General features: G+C 65.1%; 14 protein-coding genes, 1 tRNA gene and 1 pseudogene. 9 read left to right on the forward strand and 7 right to left on the reverse strand.

Features of this window, described 5'->3' with window-relative positions; all coding sequences use genetic code 11:
- The first annotated feature begins 46 nt into the window (after window positions 1-46).
- The 3 genes from CR917_RS27020 (at window position 47) to CR917_RS07565 (ending at window position 923) form a co-directional block, all read left to right on the forward strand.
- Window positions 47-244: a hypothetical protein gene (locus CR917_RS27020; RefSeq protein ID WP_143516616.1), complete on the forward strand. Its 198-nt coding sequence runs from the start codon at window positions 47-49 to the stop codon at window positions 242-244.
- Window positions 240-329: transfer RNA gene (locus tag CR917_RS07560), tRNA-Ser, on the forward strand. The genes CR917_RS27020 and CR917_RS07560 overlap by 5 nt, the downstream gene beginning before the upstream one ends.
- Before the next feature lie 78 nt (window positions 330-407).
- Window positions 408-923 (forward strand): hypothetical protein, encoded by a 516-nt coding sequence (locus tag CR917_RS07565; protein ID WP_043862726.1) that lies wholly within the window; start codon window positions 408-410, stop codon window positions 921-923.
- Window positions 924-1,011: 88 nt separating this feature from the next.
- Here the strand turns inward: CR917_RS07565 and CR917_RS07570 are convergent, their stop codons facing one another.
- Together CR917_RS07570 and CR917_RS07575 are read right to left on the reverse strand one after the other, a co-directional pair.
- Window positions 1,012-3,171 carry a TonB-dependent siderophore receptor gene (locus CR917_RS07570; protein WP_104572088.1) on the reverse strand — a complete coding sequence of 720 codons (2,160 nt, stop codon included), beginning with the start codon at window positions 3,169-3,171 and terminating at the stop codon, window positions 1,012-1,014.
- Between the two features lie 103 nt (window positions 3,172-3,274).
- Window positions 3,275-4,465 (reverse strand): MFS transporter, encoded by a 1,191-nt coding sequence (locus CR917_RS07575; protein WP_043862728.1) that lies wholly within the window; start codon window positions 4,463-4,465, stop codon window positions 3,275-3,277.
- 106 nt (window positions 4,466-4,571) lie between these two features.
- Between CR917_RS07575 and CR917_RS07580 the strand changes: the two genes are divergently transcribed.
- The gene (locus tag CR917_RS07580; protein WP_054915830.1) at window positions 4,572-5,459 is read left to right on the forward strand and encodes a LysR family transcriptional regulator; all 888 of its coding nucleotides are present in this window, start codon (window positions 4,572-4,574) and stop codon (window positions 5,457-5,459) included.
- Between the two features lie 38 nt (window positions 5,460-5,497).
- Here CR917_RS07580 and CR917_RS07585 read toward each other — a convergent pair whose 3' ends face one another.
- The gene (locus tag CR917_RS07585) at window positions 5,498-5,980 is read right to left on the reverse strand and encodes a GreA/GreB family elongation factor (RefSeq protein ID WP_043862730.1); all 483 of its coding nucleotides are present in this window, start codon (window positions 5,978-5,980) and stop codon (window positions 5,498-5,500) included.
- Window position 5,981: 1 nt separating this feature from the next.
- Complete coding sequence (locus tag CR917_RS07590; RefSeq protein WP_058541059.1) at window positions 5,982-6,374, reverse strand: hypothetical protein; 393 nt, start codon at window positions 6,372-6,374, stop codon at window positions 5,982-5,984.
- Window positions 6,375-6,511: 137 nt separating this feature from the next.
- Between CR917_RS07590 and earP the strand changes: the two genes are divergently transcribed.
- Window positions 6,512-7,645, forward strand: a complete 1,134-nt coding sequence (earP, locus tag CR917_RS07595; RefSeq protein WP_104572089.1) for an elongation factor P maturation arginine rhamnosyltransferase EarP — start codon at window positions 6,512-6,514, stop codon at window positions 7,643-7,645.
- A 48-nt stretch (window positions 7,646-7,693) separates the two neighbouring features.
- The gene (locus CR917_RS07600) at window positions 7,694-8,266 is read left to right on the forward strand and encodes an elongation factor P (protein WP_043862733.1); all 573 of its coding nucleotides are present in this window, start codon (window positions 7,694-7,696) and stop codon (window positions 8,264-8,266) included.
- Window positions 8,267-8,344: 78 nt separating this feature from the next.
- Here the strand turns inward: CR917_RS07600 and CR917_RS07605 are convergent, their stop codons facing one another.
- Window positions 8,345-8,803, reverse strand: a complete 459-nt coding sequence (locus CR917_RS07605) for a MarR family winged helix-turn-helix transcriptional regulator (protein WP_043862734.1) — start codon at window positions 8,801-8,803, stop codon at window positions 8,345-8,347.
- 51 nt (window positions 8,804-8,854) lie between these two features.
- Entirely contained in the window at window positions 8,855-9,811 is a 957-nt protein-coding gene (locus tag CR917_RS07610; protein WP_054915829.1) for a LysR family transcriptional regulator, read from the reverse strand.
- 105 nt (window positions 9,812-9,916) lie between these two features.
- Between CR917_RS07610 and CR917_RS07615 the strand changes: the two genes are divergently transcribed.
- The gene (locus CR917_RS07615; RefSeq protein ID WP_054915828.1) at window positions 9,917-10,666 is read left to right on the forward strand and encodes a sulfite exporter TauE/SafE family protein; all 750 of its coding nucleotides are present in this window, start codon (window positions 9,917-9,919) and stop codon (window positions 10,664-10,666) included.
- Between the two features lie 48 nt (window positions 10,667-10,714).
- On the opposite strand, the gene CR917_RS07620 is transcribed toward CR917_RS07615, so the two are convergent.
- On the reverse strand, window positions 10,715-12,061 hold the full coding sequence (locus CR917_RS07620; protein WP_054915827.1) for a class II 3-deoxy-7-phosphoheptulonate synthase: 1,347 nt from the start codon (window positions 12,059-12,061) through the stop codon (window positions 10,715-10,717).
- Window positions 12,062-12,189: 128 nt separating this feature from the next.
- Here CR917_RS07620 and CR917_RS07625 point away from each other — a divergent pair, with 128 nt between their 5' ends.
- Both CR917_RS07625 and CR917_RS07630 read left to right on the forward strand, forming a co-directional pair.
- Window positions 12,190-12,945 (forward strand): spermidine synthase, encoded by a 756-nt coding sequence (locus CR917_RS07625; protein WP_104572090.1) that lies wholly within the window; start codon window positions 12,190-12,192, stop codon window positions 12,943-12,945.
- Between the two features lie 322 nt (window positions 12,946-13,267).
- Window positions 13,268-14,969: pseudogene (locus CR917_RS07630) on the forward strand (DEAD/DEAH box helicase).
- The last annotated feature ends 60 nt before the right edge of the window (window positions 14,970-15,029 follow it).

A 15,029-nucleotide genomic window follows, 5' to 3' on the forward strand; every position in this document is an offset into this window, starting at 1 on the left:
GACGTTACCCAGCTGCCGCGGTCAGGTAAAGCACCAAGGCTGACCGATGAGTCAGGCGCAGCACGCCGGCCCCGGCACCACGGGCTTCGTGCATGGACCACAGCCGAACCACGCCAGAGATTGGCAGCTTTGCCACTGCTGGCTTAAGCGCATGAATATTCTGAAAAAAACCTTTGCCATTCAAAGTGCTTTCGACTACATTAGCGCGCCTCGACAGGCTGAACAGCTTGGCGAGAACCGGTGAAGTGTCCGAGTGGCTGAAGGAGCACGCCTGGAAAGTGTGTATACAGGAAACTGTATCAAGGGTTCGAATCCCTTCTTCACCGCCATATTCAGATACGCGAAGAGCCCCCGAACTTGAAAGAGTCCGGGGGCTTTTTGTTGGGCCATTGAAAAGGAAGTTTCAGATGCTTGCAGAGTGCTTTTCCGAACAGCAGATTCTTGCCGCCGAGCAATTGATTGCTCTTGTCAGCCCCACGCCCGAAATGGCCGCCGAGCATCTTCAGGCGTTTCGCGAGCTGGAGTTGGACGAGGATGACATCGAAGAGTTCGAGGACGATCCCAAGCAACTGATGTGGATGGTCAAGGACATCGCCGACTGGGAGTCGGTGTTCTACGTCGACTGGAAGGACACCGAGTCGTTCGTGCAAAGCGTCCAGCAACTGGCAGAAGCACGTGACGCCCAGGTGACCTTTGGCGTGGATGACCCGGAAGATGAAGACTTCCTGGAAAACCACAGCGTGTCGCAACTGATGGTGCTGGCCCATGCCGAGCTTCAGAAGCAGGGCCTGGTGCTGTGGAACTGGTCGACGCTGGAGGACTGCTACAGCGGCTTCATCACCACCCCGGCCGCGGCGGCCGACCTGAGCGAAATCGCCGGGATACTGGAAGTGCAGTTCCGCGAGGGTAGCGAGCCGTTCTGATCGGCGGCGCGCTGTTCGCCAGCCAGGCTGGCTTCTGCAGGCAAGGCGAACGCCTGTGCAGGAGCCGGCCTTGCCGGCGAACGCATTCTCAGAAGCTCACAGCAGCCGACACCCGCGCAGTTCGCGGCGCGCCCTGAAACAGGTAGCCGTCGCCCAGATATTCCCCCGCGTCTCTCCAGTAGCGCCGATCGAACACGTTATCCACTGTCAGGCGCAGCACCGTGTCATACCCGCCGATGCGCGTGCGATAGCGGCTGCCAATGTCGAACACCGCATAGCCACCCACCGCCACCGTACCTGCCTGGTTGGCATACTTGCTCGCGCTGTAGCGCGCCCCACCCAGCAGCGCCAACCCCGGTACACCCGGGAGGCTGTAGTCGGCCTGCAGCGCCGCGCGCAGGTTCGGCACGTTCAGCGCCTGATGGTCGTCGTACGCCCGCGTGCCGCTGCCGCCGACCCGTGCACGAATGGCCGCGGCACTAGCGTTGATCTGCAGGTTCGACGTTACCCAGCCGCTGGCCGCCAGCTCCAGGCCAGTGTTCTTCTGCTGCCCCTGCTGCACGTAGGTGAAGTCACCGCTGCCGTCCGGCTGGGCATACTGATACCCCTGGCGCAGCTGGAACAGCGCCGCGCTCAGGCTCATGCGCTGCCATTCACGCTTGATACCCAGTTCGAGCTGGCGTGACGTGGTGGGGGCCAGGATGTCCTGGCTGTTGAGCGCGAACCACGGCGCGGCATTGCCCGACGACAGCCCCTTGCTGTAGCTGGCGTACAGCGAAATGTCCGCGCGCGGCTTGTAGATCAGCGCGGCGTTGGGCAGCAGTTCATATTGCCGGGTATGCCGGCGCAGGTTGCCGTCTTCACCAAAGGCCTGCTCGTCCAGGCGTACAACGCGCGCACCGAGTACCGTCTGCCAGTGTTCGTCGAAGCTGATCCGGTCGCTGGCGAACAGGCCGTACTGGCGGCTGTCGAGGCGGCGTTCGCGGTGGCCCGGGCTGCCGTCGAAGGGCTCCAGTGCCGGCGTAGGCTGGTAGATGTTGCCGCTGCCGATCCACTCGTTGAACGTCGGTCGCTGGTCGACAGTGCGCCTTTGCGCGCTGCTGCCGACCGTCAGCTCGTGCTCCAGGCCCGCCAGGGCAAACAAGCCGTTGAGAGTGACCTGTGCCTCGTCGGTGCGCCGGGTATCGTCCGGGCTGCGGTAGTCGTAGATGTCGTAGTCGCCCTCGGGGCTGAAGTAGTTCGGCACCTTCGAGCCTGCGCAGCTGGCGGCGCCGTAGCAGCCCCAGGCGAACGCGCTGTAGTCGTCGATCACCACGCGGCTGCGCGAAGCGCTCACGCTGCCGGTCCAGGTGTCGCTGAAGCGGTATTCGAAGCGACCGCCCAGGTTCAGCGAGTCGATCTGCACCGGCTTGGCCCAGTGCTGATAGGCCAGGCGATCATCGGGGTCGATGCCGTGGGGCAGGCGGTTGCCGCCGAGCAACTGGTAGCCGGGCACCGAGCGCTGCTCGCGCTGTTGGTACTCGACATCCAGTTGCAGCAGCGCATCCGGGTTCACTTGCCAGTCGAAGGCCAGCGAAGCGAAGTCGCGCTGGCCGTCGGCATGGTCGACGTAGGAGCGGATATCTTCATGGGCCAGGTTTGCGCGCAGGCCGAACTGGCGTTCGCTGCCAAACCAGCCGCCCAGGTCGGTGGCGATGTAGCGCTCGCCCAAGGCCGTGCTCGATACCGTGAGCGAACGGATGTCCTGCGGGCGCTTGGTCACATAGTTGATCAGCCCGCCGGGTTCGGCTACTCCGCTTTGCAGGCCCGACAGCCCCTTGAGCAACTCGACCTGCTGCTTGTTCTCCAGCGCCACGTTCTGCTCGCCGGCGATGGTCTGGCCGTTGATGGTGTAGCTGTGGGCGGCGTCCAGTTCGAAGCCGCGCACGTTGAAGTTCTCGTAGTAGCCGATGGGCGCATAGCTCTCGCCGACCGAGGCATCGCTTTGCAGCACCTCGCTGAGCAGGCGCACCTGGCGGTCCTGCAGCAACTGTTCGGTGAACACCGACACCGAGGCGGGGGTGTCGAGCAGCGGCGCCGCGCCAAAGCCGGTTACCGAGGCCTGGCGCGGCTGGTAGCCGTCCTCGAGCACATCGGACACGTTCAGGGGCGCGAGGGTGATGCCGCTGTCGGCCAGGGTGGTGGACGAGCTCAGGGCCAGGCCGAGGCTCAGCAGCCCCAGGGGCAGGCGAGGGTGGTGCAGGGTCATGCGCAGGTTCCTTGAGGGCCAGCAACAGGCGCGCCGGCAGGCGGGGCGCCATGTTACCTGAAGGGGGCCTGCGGGTAGGAGCCAGCCTTGCTGGCGAACGCCGTTACGCGGCCTTCACCTGAGCCGAGCGGCGCTCCACCCACAGCCACACCACCAGCGCCACGCCGCCGATCACCAGCCCCGCCACCACGATGCCGTTCCAGCCGTGGGCCTGGAACAACTGCGTACCCAGCAGCGAGCCCAGTGCGCCACCGATGAAGTAGCAGGTGATGTACCCGGCATTGAGTCGGTTGCGCGCCTCGGGGCGCAGGGCGATCACCGCGTTCTGGTTGCTCACGTGCACCAGCTGTACCGCCAGGTCGAGCACCAGCACGCCAATCAGCAGGGCGGCGAGCGACACCTGGGCGAAGGCCAGCGGTACCCAGGCCAGCACCAGGGCCAGCAGCCCCACGGTGGTGCCCAGCGAGCCCTTGCCGCGGTCGGCCAGGCGCCCGGCCCAGTTGGCGGCCAGGGCGCCGGCCGCACCGGCCAGGCCGAACAGCCCGATCACCGCATCGGAGTAGTGGTAAGGCTCGGCTGCCAGCAGAAACGCCAGGGGTGTCCAGAACAGCGCGAACAGGCAGAACGACAGCAGCCCCAGCAACGAGCGCAGGCGCAGCACCGGCTCATCCACGAACAGGCGGAACACCGAACCGATCAGTGCGGGGTACTTGAGCCCGGCGTGCTGGTGGCGCTCGGGCAGGGCCCTGGCCAGGGCGATGGCGCTCAGGGCCATGAGCGCAGCGGCCAGCAGGTAGATGCTGCGCCAGTCACCCAGGGTCGCCATGAACCCGGCAGCGGTGCGCGCCAGCAGAATGCCCAGCAGCAGGCCGCTCATCAGCGTGCCGACCACTCGCCCGCGCTCGGACGGGTCGCTCAGGCCGGCGGCCATCGGCACCAGTACCTGCGCCACCACCGAGAACAGCCCGGTCAGGGTGGTGCCGATCAGCAGCCACATCAGGCTGGGGGCGAAGGCGCTGATCAGCAGGCCGACCGTGGCGATGGCGATCATGCTGACGATCAGGCGGCGTTGTTCGAACAGGTCACCCAGCGGCGCGAGCAGCAACAGGCCGGCGCCGTAGCTCAGCTGGGCGGCAATCACGATGCTGCCGGCGGTGGCGGTGGTCAGGCCGAAATGCTGAGCGATGCTGTGCAGCAAGGGCTGCGCATAGTAGTTGCTGGCCACGGCCAGGCCGGTGGCGGTTGCCATCAGCAGAATCAGGGCGCGGCTCAGGTGAGTTGTGGCGGGGGCCATGGACCGTCTCGTTGTCAGGGGGGAAGGGGAGTGCATTATCGAAAATGCGCTAGCATGACGCCAATGAATCGTTTAGATCCCATCAATCTCTTGTGCAGATGGAAAGATGAACCTCAAGCAGATCGAATACGCGCTGGCGGTGGCCGATACCGGTAGTTTCACCCGTGCGGCCGAACGTTGTCATGTGGTGCAGTCGGCTTTGAGTCATCAGGTGGCGCGCCTGGAGTCGCAACTGGGCACCTTGCTGTTCGAGCGCAGCTCGCGCCGGGTGCGCCTTACACCTGCCGGCGAAGCCTTCGTGCTCAGCGCACGCACGGCGCTGGAGGCCACCCGGCGCATCGCCGAGGACGTGGCCGCAGCCTGTGGCGAAGTGCGCGGGCGCTTGTCCATCGGCGAGATCAGCTCGCTGACCGAGCTGGACCTGGTGGACCTGCTGGCCGGTTTTCACGGGCAGTACCCGCAGGTGGACATTCGCTGGCTGATCGGCAAGAGCGAGCTGCTGATTGCCGATGTGCGCGAACGGCGCCTGGATGTGGCGTTCATCGGCGTCTGGCCGGGGGAGCCGCTGGCGGGGGTGGCGTCGCGCCTGCTGGCGGCCGAGGAGCTGGTGGCGGTGCTGCCGCTGCAGCACCCGCTGGCAGGCATCGGGCGTCTGGCGCTGGAGCAACTGGAAGACCAGCCTCTGGTGGACTTCCAGGCTGGCAGCGGCGCGCGTCGACAGACCGACGAGGCATTTGCCGCCGCAGGGGTGCGTCATCGGGTGCAGTTCGAGGTGGGCAGTATCGGCCTGATCGAGAAGTTCGTGCAGCGTGGCCTGGCCCTGGGGCTGGTGCCGGCAAGGATCGCCGCAGGCTTCAAGGGCGTAGCCGCAGTACCGGTGTGCGATGCCCCGGTGCGCCACCTGTACGCGATCTGGTCGACCACCCCGACGCCAGCGGCGCGGGCCTTCGTCCAGTTGCTGGAGCAGAACCTGGCGGCAAGGGCAAGCCATTAGCCGTGGCAGCCTCTTTGCTGGCAAGCCAGCGAAGTGCTTCAGAGCACTTCCACCAGTTCGTAGACCTGGCGCCCATTGCCCAGTACCAGCACCACCTCGTCGCCCTCGAGCTTGCCCATCAGGCTTTGCCCCAAAGGTGAGCGCGGGGTGATCACCGTGATCAGCGCCTGCCCTTCGCCGATTTTCAGCCCTGCCGCTTCCGGCCCCAGGAACACGCGCTGCTGGCGATCCTGTTCGTCGGCCAGCAGCACCAGGTTGCTCAGTTGCACGCCGGCCTCGGGGTCGTAGTCGCGCAGGGTCAGTTGCTGGTACGCCAGCCGTGCCTGGCGAATCTCCTCCATGCGCCGGGCCTGCCCGGTGGCCAGGTACGAGGCTTCCAGGCCGAGGGTGTCGTACTTGTTCTCGGCGATGTTCTCCTCGGCAGTGGCCGCCTCATACGCGGTCTGCGCAGCACGTTGTGCCACGTCGAGGTCGACGCCCAGGCGCTCGATGATGCGCGCCAGCAGGTCGGTCTTGTTCATCTCAGTTGCAGAACTCAAGGACATTGGCGCGGCTTTTCTCGGTGGGGGCGGTACGGTTCTGTTGCAGCCAGAACTGGCATCTGGGGTTGGACAGGTTGCGCGGGCTGCCCTGGGCCTGCTCCTCGGCCTGCTGCACCGCCTGATCGTGCAGGATCTGCTTGTACTGCTCGAACATGCGGTTCTGCTCCGGCGACTGCTGCGGCGCCAGGGCCGGCGCGGGCGGGGCGATCACCTCGTGCAGGGGCTGGCGCAGGTCGGGCAGGTACTGCCAGCCCAGCCACAGGGTCAGCATGATGGCAACGAAGCCCAGCCACAGGCCGATGGCCACGCACAGGATCAGTTGCAGCGGGTTTTGCGAAATTTTCAGTTCACGGCGACGCGCACGGTACGACATGGCAGCCTCCTGGCCAGGACAATGGCGGCGATTGTCGCATGCAGCGCGGGTTTTATTCAGCCTCGCTACTGTTGTCTGCAATGATTAACCCGGACAATCGGCGCTTTTTGTTTCCGGCTCAACGCGAGGTGCCTGCCATGAAACCGACCTGGGATATCTTCTGTTGCGTCGTCGACAACTATGGCGACATCGGCGTCACCTGGCGCCTGGCCCGGCAACTGGTGGCCGAACACGACGTGGCGGTGCGCCTGTGGGTGGATGAACTGGCGGCCTTCGTGCGCCTGTGCCCCGAGGCGGACGCCCAGGCCCGGCAGCAATGGCAGCAAGGCGTCGAGGTGTGCCTGTGGCCGGCCGACTGGCAGCCGACGGCAGTGCCGGACGTGGTGATCGGCGCCTTCGGCTGCCACTTGCCAGCGGCCTATGTCCAGGCCATGCAGGACCGCACCGTGCCGGCAGTGTGGCTGAACCTGGAGTACCTGAGCGCCGAGGACTGGGTGGAAGGCTGCCACGGCCTGCCGTCGCCCCAGGCCAATGGCCTGCGCAAGGTGTTCTTCTTTCCGGGGTTCACGCCCGGTACCGGCGGGTTGCTGCGCGAAGCCACGTTGCTGACGCGGCGCAAGGCGTTCGAAGACGACCCGCAGGCCCGTCAGGCATTCCTGCGCGGCCTGGGCGTGAGGGTGCATGAGGGTGCACGGCTGATCTCGTTGTTCGCCTATGAGAACCCGGGCCTGGCCAGTTGGCTCGATGTGCTGGCCGCCGACACCCGCCCCAGTCACCTGCTGGTGCCCGAGGGGCGCATCCTGGGGGATGTGCAGGCCTGGCTGGGCGAGAGCGGGCTGGGGGTGGGCAGTGTGACGCAGCGTGGGGCGCTGACGGTGCAGATCCTGCCCTTCGTCAGCCAGGATGACTATGATCGGCTGCTGTGGTGCTGCGAGTTCAATGCGGTGCGCGGCGAGGACTCGTTCGTGCGTGCTCAGTGGGCCGGGCGGCCACTGCTGTGGCACATCTATGTGCAGGAAGAGTACGCCCACTGGGAAAAGCTCGAGGCCTTTCTGGACCATTACACCCAGGGCTTGTCGGCCCCGGCAGCCGCCGCGCTGGTGGCGCTGTGGCGGGCCTGGAACATGGATCGCGACATGGGCCAGGCGTGGCGCGAGCTGCTGGCGCACTGGCCGGAACTGAGCGCCCACGCCGAGCGCTGGTGCGCCGCGCAGGCCGCTCAGCCGGACCTTGCCACGGCGCTGGTACAGTTTTGTCGAAATTCGCTATGATATGCGGCCTCGATTTTTGTAAATCCATCCAAATTCGGATATCTCGCAATGAAAACTGGTAAAGAGCTGAAACCCGGTACCGTGATCCGTATCGACAACGACCCTTGGCTGGTTCAGAAAGCTGAATTCACCAAATCGGGCCGTAACAGCGCGATCATGAAGACCAAGCTGAAAAACCTGCTGACCGGCTACAAGACCGAAACCGTCTACAGCGCCGACGACAAGCTGGACGACGTGATCCTCGACCGCAAAGAAGCGACCCTGTCCTTCATCAGCGGCGACACCTACACGTTCATGGACACCACCGACTACACCATGTACGAGCTGAACGCCGAAGACATCGAAAGCGTTCTGCCTTTCGTTGAAGAAGGCATGACCGATGTGTGCGAAGCCGTATTCTTCGAAGACCGCCTGGTTTCCGTAGAGCTGCCGACCACCATCGTGCGTCAGGTCGACTACACCGAAGGTTCCGCCCGTGGCGATACCTCCGGCAAGGTCATGAAGCCTGCCAAACTGAAGAACGGTACCGAACTGTCGGTTGCCGACTTCATCGAGATCGGTGACTGGATCGAGATCGACACCCGCGAAGGTGGCTCCTACAAGGGCCGCGCCAAGGTTTAAGCCTGGCGATCTGCGCGAACACGAAAACCCGGCCAAGGCCGGGTTTTTTTATGCCCTGCATGCGCGGCTGCGGCGCCGTCAGAGGCTGTTCTGCAGGTTGTCGCGCAGCGCCAGCAGCTCGGCCTGCAAGCGTTGCAGGCGCTCCAGCGAGTGGCCGCTGGCGCCCAGGATGCACGGCGGTATCGAGCGTGCCTGCGCTTGCAGGGCACGCCCCTGGGCAGTCAGTTGCACGATCACCACGCGCTCGTCCTCGCGGCTGCGGGTGCGCTTGAGCAGGCCCTCGGCTTCCAGGCGCTTGAGCAAGGGCGTGAGCGAGCCGGGGTCGGTCAGCAGGCGATGGCTGATTTCGCCGACGGTCAGCCCGTCCTGCTCCCATAGCACCAGCATGGCCAGGTACTGCGGGTAGGTCAGGCCCAGTGCCTGCAGCAGTGGCTTGTACACCTTGGTCATGAGCAGTGACGTGGAGTGCAGGGCGAAGCACACCTGATTGTCGAGCAGCAGCTCATCGTAAACGGGCGCTTTGGAGGTGGCGTTCATGCGGCTCCTTTCTATCTGGTCCATGAAATGGTGGCGCGCATGCTATGCGCGCTATTGCCAGCGCAGCTCGCTCTGCAGTGCCAGGTCCCAGGGAGGGATGGGGCTGAAGCGGCTCTTGAGGAATTCGAGCAGCAAACGGCTGCGAGAGTTCGTTTCATGTTCAAGGCGCAATGCATAGACACCGCTGGTTTCGGCCGGGGGCAGCCCGTTCTCGCAGAACAGCGGCAGCAGGTCGCCGCGCAGCAGGTACTCGCTGATCAGCCAGGTGGGCAGGTGCGCGATGCCCAGGCCCGCCAGGGCGCCGAACAGCAGGGTCTCGGCGTTGTTGGCGCTCATGCGCATGCGCGAGGGGCGCAGCAGACGCATCTGCCCGTCCACCGCGAAGCGCCAGGCGAAGGGTGGGGCCAGGCCATCCCAGTCCAGCCCGTCGTGCTCTGGCAGGTCGCAGGGGCTGGCAGGCACGCCGCGGGCCTGCAGGTAGGCGGGGCTGGCGCAGGCAATGCGCACCATGTACGCCAGCGGTGTTGCCACCAGCCGGGTATCGGCCAGAGGGCCTGCACGCAGCACCAGGTCGACTTCGCCCAGGTGCGCGCCCTGCAGGTCGACGAAGCTGTCGATCAGGCGCAGTTGTACATCCAGGCCCGGGTACGCCACCAGAAAATCGGCGATGGCCGGTGCCAGGTGGCGGCGGCCGAACGCCGAAGGCGCATCGATGCGGATCAGGCCCTCCGGTGCATTGCTCAGCGACACGGCCTCGGCACGGGCCAGACGCAGCTCTTCGACGATACGCCGGGCGCGTTCGGCGAATGCATTGCCGGCGGGCGTGGGGCGTACCGCATGGGTGCTGCGCACGAACAGGCGGCTGCCCACGGCGGCCTCCAGGGTATCGATGCGTCGGGCCACCGCCGAAGGGGTCAGCGGGTGGCGCCGCGCCGCGGCAGAAAAGCTGCCGCTTTCGAGCACATCGAGAAACAGGCTCAGGTGTTGGGTGAGGGCGTCCGGGGTCATGGTGATTGCTTGTGCGAATTGGGCACAGCCATTGTGCGTTGCTGTGCGTTTCCCCGCTAGCCCGCCATCGGTAGCATGGCGCTATTGCAGAGCAGAGAGGCGAGCATGGTCGAGTGGTTGATGTACATCGTATTGGGAGCAGGGCTGGGTACCCTGGGCGGGCTGTTCGGGATCGGCGGCGGCCTGATCGCGATCCCCGTGCTGGGCGTGCTGTTCGGCCTTGACCAGCAACTGGCCCAGGGCACCGCGCTGGTGATGGTGGTGCCGAACGTGTTGCTGGCGCTGTGGCGCTATCACCAGCGCAATCGCATCGAGCTGCGTCATGCATTGCCCTTGTCGCTGGCCGGCTTCGTGTTCGCCTGGCTCGGCTCGATCTGGGCGGTGGGGTTGGATGCACAGGCCATGCGCGTCGGCTTCGTGGTGTTTCTGGTGGCGCTGACGGTGTGGAACCTGGTGCGCATGTTCACTCGCAACTCGCCGCCTTCGACCGAGTTGCGCCAGCCCTGGCCCTGGCTGGGTGTGCTGGGCGGGGGTGCCGGTGTGGTCGGCGGGCTGTTCGGGGTAGGGGGCGCGGTGGTCGCCACACCGGTGCTGACCAGTGTGTTCGGCACCACCCAGGTGGTTGCCCAGGGCCTGTCGCTGGCACTGGCGGCGCCCAGTACCTCGGTCACGCTGCTGACCTACGGGCTGCACCAGCATGTGGACTGGAACATGGGCATCGCGCTGGCACTGGGCGGCTTGCTGAGTATCAGCTGGGGAGTGAAGCTGGCCCATGCGCTGCCGGAAAAGGTCCTGCGCTCGTTGTTCTGTGTGTTTCTGGTGGTGTGCGCGTTGATGCTGGGCTTCAGGGTCTGAAGCCCGCCGCGGGTCGAGCCGGCACGGCCGTCGAGGGCCGTGCAGGTGTCAGCGCCGTACCTGCTTGAGCGTTTCGGCGATCAGGAACGCCAGCTCCAGCGACTGGTCGGCGTTCATGCGCGGGTCGCAGTGGGTGTGGTAACGGTCGGACAGCGCGTCTTCGGTGATCGGCCGGGCGCCGCCGATGCATTCGGTGACGTTCTGACCGGTCATCTCGATGTGAATGCCACCGGCATGGCTGCCTTCGGCCTGGTGCACCTGGAAGAACTGCTTGACCTCGCCCAGGATCTGCGCGAAATCGCGGGTCTTGTAGCCGCTGCTGGCCTTGATGGTATTGCCGTGCATCGGGTCGGAGCTCCACAGTACCTTGCGCCCCTCGCGCTCGACGCTGCGGATAAGCCCCGGCAGGTGCTCGCCGACCTTGTTGGCCCCCATGCGCACGATCAGGTTGAGCCGGCCCGGGTCGTTGGCCGGGTTGAGGATGTCGATCAGGCGGATCAGCTCCTCGGTGTTCATGCTCGGGCCCACCTTGACCCCGATCGGGTTGTTCACCCCGCGCAGGAACTCCACGTGGGCGCCGTCCAGCTGACGGGTGCGATCACCGATCCAGAGCATGTGCGCCGAGCAGTCGAAGTAGTCGCCGGTCAGGCTGTCGCGCCGCACGAAGGCTTCCTCGTAGTTGAGCAGCAACGCCTCGTGCGCGGTGAAAAAGCTGGTTTCGCGCAGTTGCGGCGAGCTGTCCATGCCGCAGGCGCGCATGAAGGCCAGGGTTTCGTCGATGCGGTCGGCCAGCTGGCTGTACTTTTCGGCCAGCGCCGAGTTGGCGATGAAGTCCAGGTTCCACTTGTGCACCTGGTGCAGGTCGGCGAAACCACCCTGGGCGAAGGCGCGCAGCAGGTTGAGGCTGGCGGTGGACTGGTGATAGGCCTGCAGCAGGCGCTCCGGGTCGGGCACGCGGCTGGCAGGGTCGAAGCCGATGCCGTTGACGATGTCGCCCCGGTAGGCCGGCAGGGTCACCTCGCCGATGGTTTCGTCATTGGACGAGCGCGGCTTGGCGAACTGCCCGGCCATGCGCCCCACCTTGACCACCGGGCAGCCGGCGGCAAAGGTCATGACGATGGCCATCTGCAGCAGCACCTTGAAGGTGTCGCGGATTTTCGCTGCCGAGAACTCGGCAAAGCTTTCGGCGCAATCGCCGCCCTGCAGCAGGAAGGCACGGCCTTCGGTCACTTCGGCGAACTGGCGGCGCAGCTCGCGCGCCTCGCCGGCGAACACCAGCGGCGGGTAGCTGGCCAGGGTCTGCTCGACCTTGAGCAGGTGCGCTGCATCGGGGTAGTGCGGTTGCTGCTGGATCGGCAGGGCACGCCAGCTATCGGGACTCCAGGGTTGGCTCATCACAGGCTCGGTTTCTATCGGAAAAGGGCTGTGAACATGCTAACACCTGGACCCTGCCTTGTTGCATCGCCTGTATTGACGGACAATGGTCGTTTTTGCTTGGGCACATGCAGGTGTCGGGAGAGAGCATGACAGAGGAACGGGTAGATCGGCTGCTGGCGCAGGTGCACGACGAGTTCGGCACCATCAGCGTGCTGGAAGTCGAGGACTACCGCTTTCTCGAGTTTGGCGAGGCCATCGAGCAGAGCTGCGTATTCACTGCCGACCCGAGCTGGCTGGAGTACGACTATACCCGCGCCATGCTGGTGGGCGCGCTGTGCCACTGCGAGCCTGAAAGCGCGCTGTTTCTCGGCCTGGGTGCCGGTACCCTGACCCAGGCCTGCCTGAAGTTCCTGCCCCTGGAGGACGTGGAGGCCATCGAGCTGCGTCCCGAGGTGCCGCGCCTGGCCATCGAGTACCTGGGGCTGGACGATGATCCGCGCCTGTACATCCGCGTGGGTGATGCGGTCGAGCTGCTGGAGACGGCCGAGCCTGCCGACCTGATCTTCGTCGACCTCTACACCGACCACGGGCCCGGCGTCGGCCACCTGGCCTGGAAGTTTCTCGAGGACTGCCAGAAGCGCCTGAACCCCGGCGGCTGGCTGGTCATCAACCAGTGGGCCACCGATGACGGCAAGCCGCTGGGCGCCGCGCTATTGCGCGGGCTGTATCACCGCCATTACTGGGAGCTGCCGGTGAAGGAGGGCAACGTCATCCTGCTGGTGCCCGCCGACCTCGACCAGACCCTCGACCGGGAGGCGCTCACCGCGCGCGCCCGGGCTCTTGAACCGCGCCTGGGCTACTCCCTGCAGCGCCTGATCGAGGTGATCCGACCGGCATCTTGAATAAATCGTTTCAGCTCCGGCCGCGCCGCCAACAGACGCGTGGGCCTCGATCATCGGCAAGGGCTGTCGATTCGAGGCCTCCGGGCTTCTCTTCCCTGTAAAAAAGTCTCACGCGATGCAGGAAATCGGGTATAGTACGCGCCGGTCTTTTACCGGACCTCGTTCAGGTAGTGCAATTCCCCGAAGCCAGCTTCGGCTGCGCGTCCGCACCGCGGACTCTGCCTTGACGTTCCTTTTTTTCTTCAATCGTTTTCGCAAATCCCCGCCGACAAAGCTGCCAGGGTGACCTTCGGGTCTTACAAGGCATGTGCAGCTTTGGAGCATGGGTCTTTGCGGATGCACTTAGAGGCAGACCCATGACCCAGGAAACCGGCGGCTTCGCCGCTCTCGATCTTCATCCAAGTATTGTTGCCGCCGTTATCGCCACTGGCTACGAAGAGCCATCGGCCATTCAGCAGCAATCGATCCCGATTATTCTTGCCGGTCATGACATGATCGGTCAGGCGCAGACAGGTACCGGTAAAACCGCTGCCTTCGCTCTGCCAATCCTGCACCGCATCGACCCGAGCAAGCGCGAGCCGCAAGCCCTGATCCTGGCGCCAACCCGTGAGTTGGCGCTGCAAGTAGCTACCGCATTCGAAACCTACGCCAAGCAGATGCCGGGCGTTACCGTGGTAGCGGTATACGGTGGTGCCCCGATGGGCCCACAACTCAAAGCAATCCGTAACGGCGCGCAGATCGTCGTCGCTACCCCTGGCCGTCTGTGCGACCACCTGCGTCGCGACGAGAAGGTGCTGGCTACCGTCAATCACCTGGTGCTCGACGAAGCTGACGAAATGCTCAAGCTGGGCTTCATGGACGACCTGGAAGTCATCTTCAAGGCCATGCCGGAAACCCGCCAGACCGTACTGTTCTCGGCCACCCTGCCGCAGTCGATCCGTGCGATCGCCGAGCGTCACCTGCGTGACCCGAAACACGTCAAGATCCAGACCAAGACCCAGACCGTGACTGCCATCGAGCAGGCACACCTGATGGTCCACGCCGACCAGAAGGTCTCGGCGGTACTGCGCCTGCTGGAAGTCGAAGAGTTCGATGCACTGATCGCCTTCGTACGTACCAAGCAAGCCACCCTGGACCTGGCCAGCGCCCTGGAAGCCAAAGGCTACAAGGCTGCCGCGCTCAACGGTGACATCGCCCAGAACCAGCGTGAGCGCGTCATCGACTCGCTCAAGGATGGTCGCCTGGACATCGTCGTCGCTACCGACGTCGCTGCCCGTGGTCTGGACGTACCGCGCATCACCCACGTGTTCAACGTCGACATGCCGTACGATCCGGAGTCCTACGTTCACCGTATCGGCCGTACCGGCCGTGCCGGTCGCGAAGGTCGTGCACTGCTGCTGGTCACCCCGCGTGAGCGCCGCATGCTGCAGGTGATCGAGCGTGTGACCGGCCAGAAGGTTGCCGAAGTTCGTCTGCCCAACGCCCAGGCCGTACTGGATGCGCGCATCAAGAAGCTCACCAACAGCCTCGCGCCGTTGGTTGCCGATGCAGAAGCTACCCACGGTGATCTGCTCGACCGCCTGACTGCCGACATCGGTTGCAGCCCGCGTGCCCTGGCCGCGGCCCTGCTGCGCAAGGCCACCAATGGCCAGGCGCTGACCCTGGAAGCCGTCGAGAAAGAGCAGCCGCTGGTGCCGACTTCGGCCCCACGTGGTGATCGTCCTGCCGGTGAGCGCTCCGAGCGTGGCGAGCGTGAGCGTCGCGCGCCGATGCCACTGGGTGAAGGTCGTGCACGTTGCCGTACCGCGCTGGGTGCGCGTGACGGTATCGCGGCCAAGAACCTGCTGGGTGCGATCCTCAACGAAGGCGGCCTGGCCCGCGAAGCGATCGGTCGCATCCAGGTGCGCGACAGCTTCAGCCTGGTCGAGCTGCCGGAAGATGGCCTCGAGAAGCTGCTGACCAAGCTCAAGGACACTCGCGTTGCCGGCAAGCAGCTGAAGCTGCGTCGTTATCGCGAAGATTGATCTTCGAGTGAAATGAAAAATCCCCGACTGGTTCGGGGATTTTTTTTGCCTGGGCGGCCT

The organism is Pseudomonas sp. BRM28 (assembly GCF_002939405.1).
Classification (GTDB): domain Bacteria; phylum Pseudomonadota; class Gammaproteobacteria; order Pseudomonadales; family Pseudomonadaceae; genus Aquipseudomonas; species Aquipseudomonas palmensis.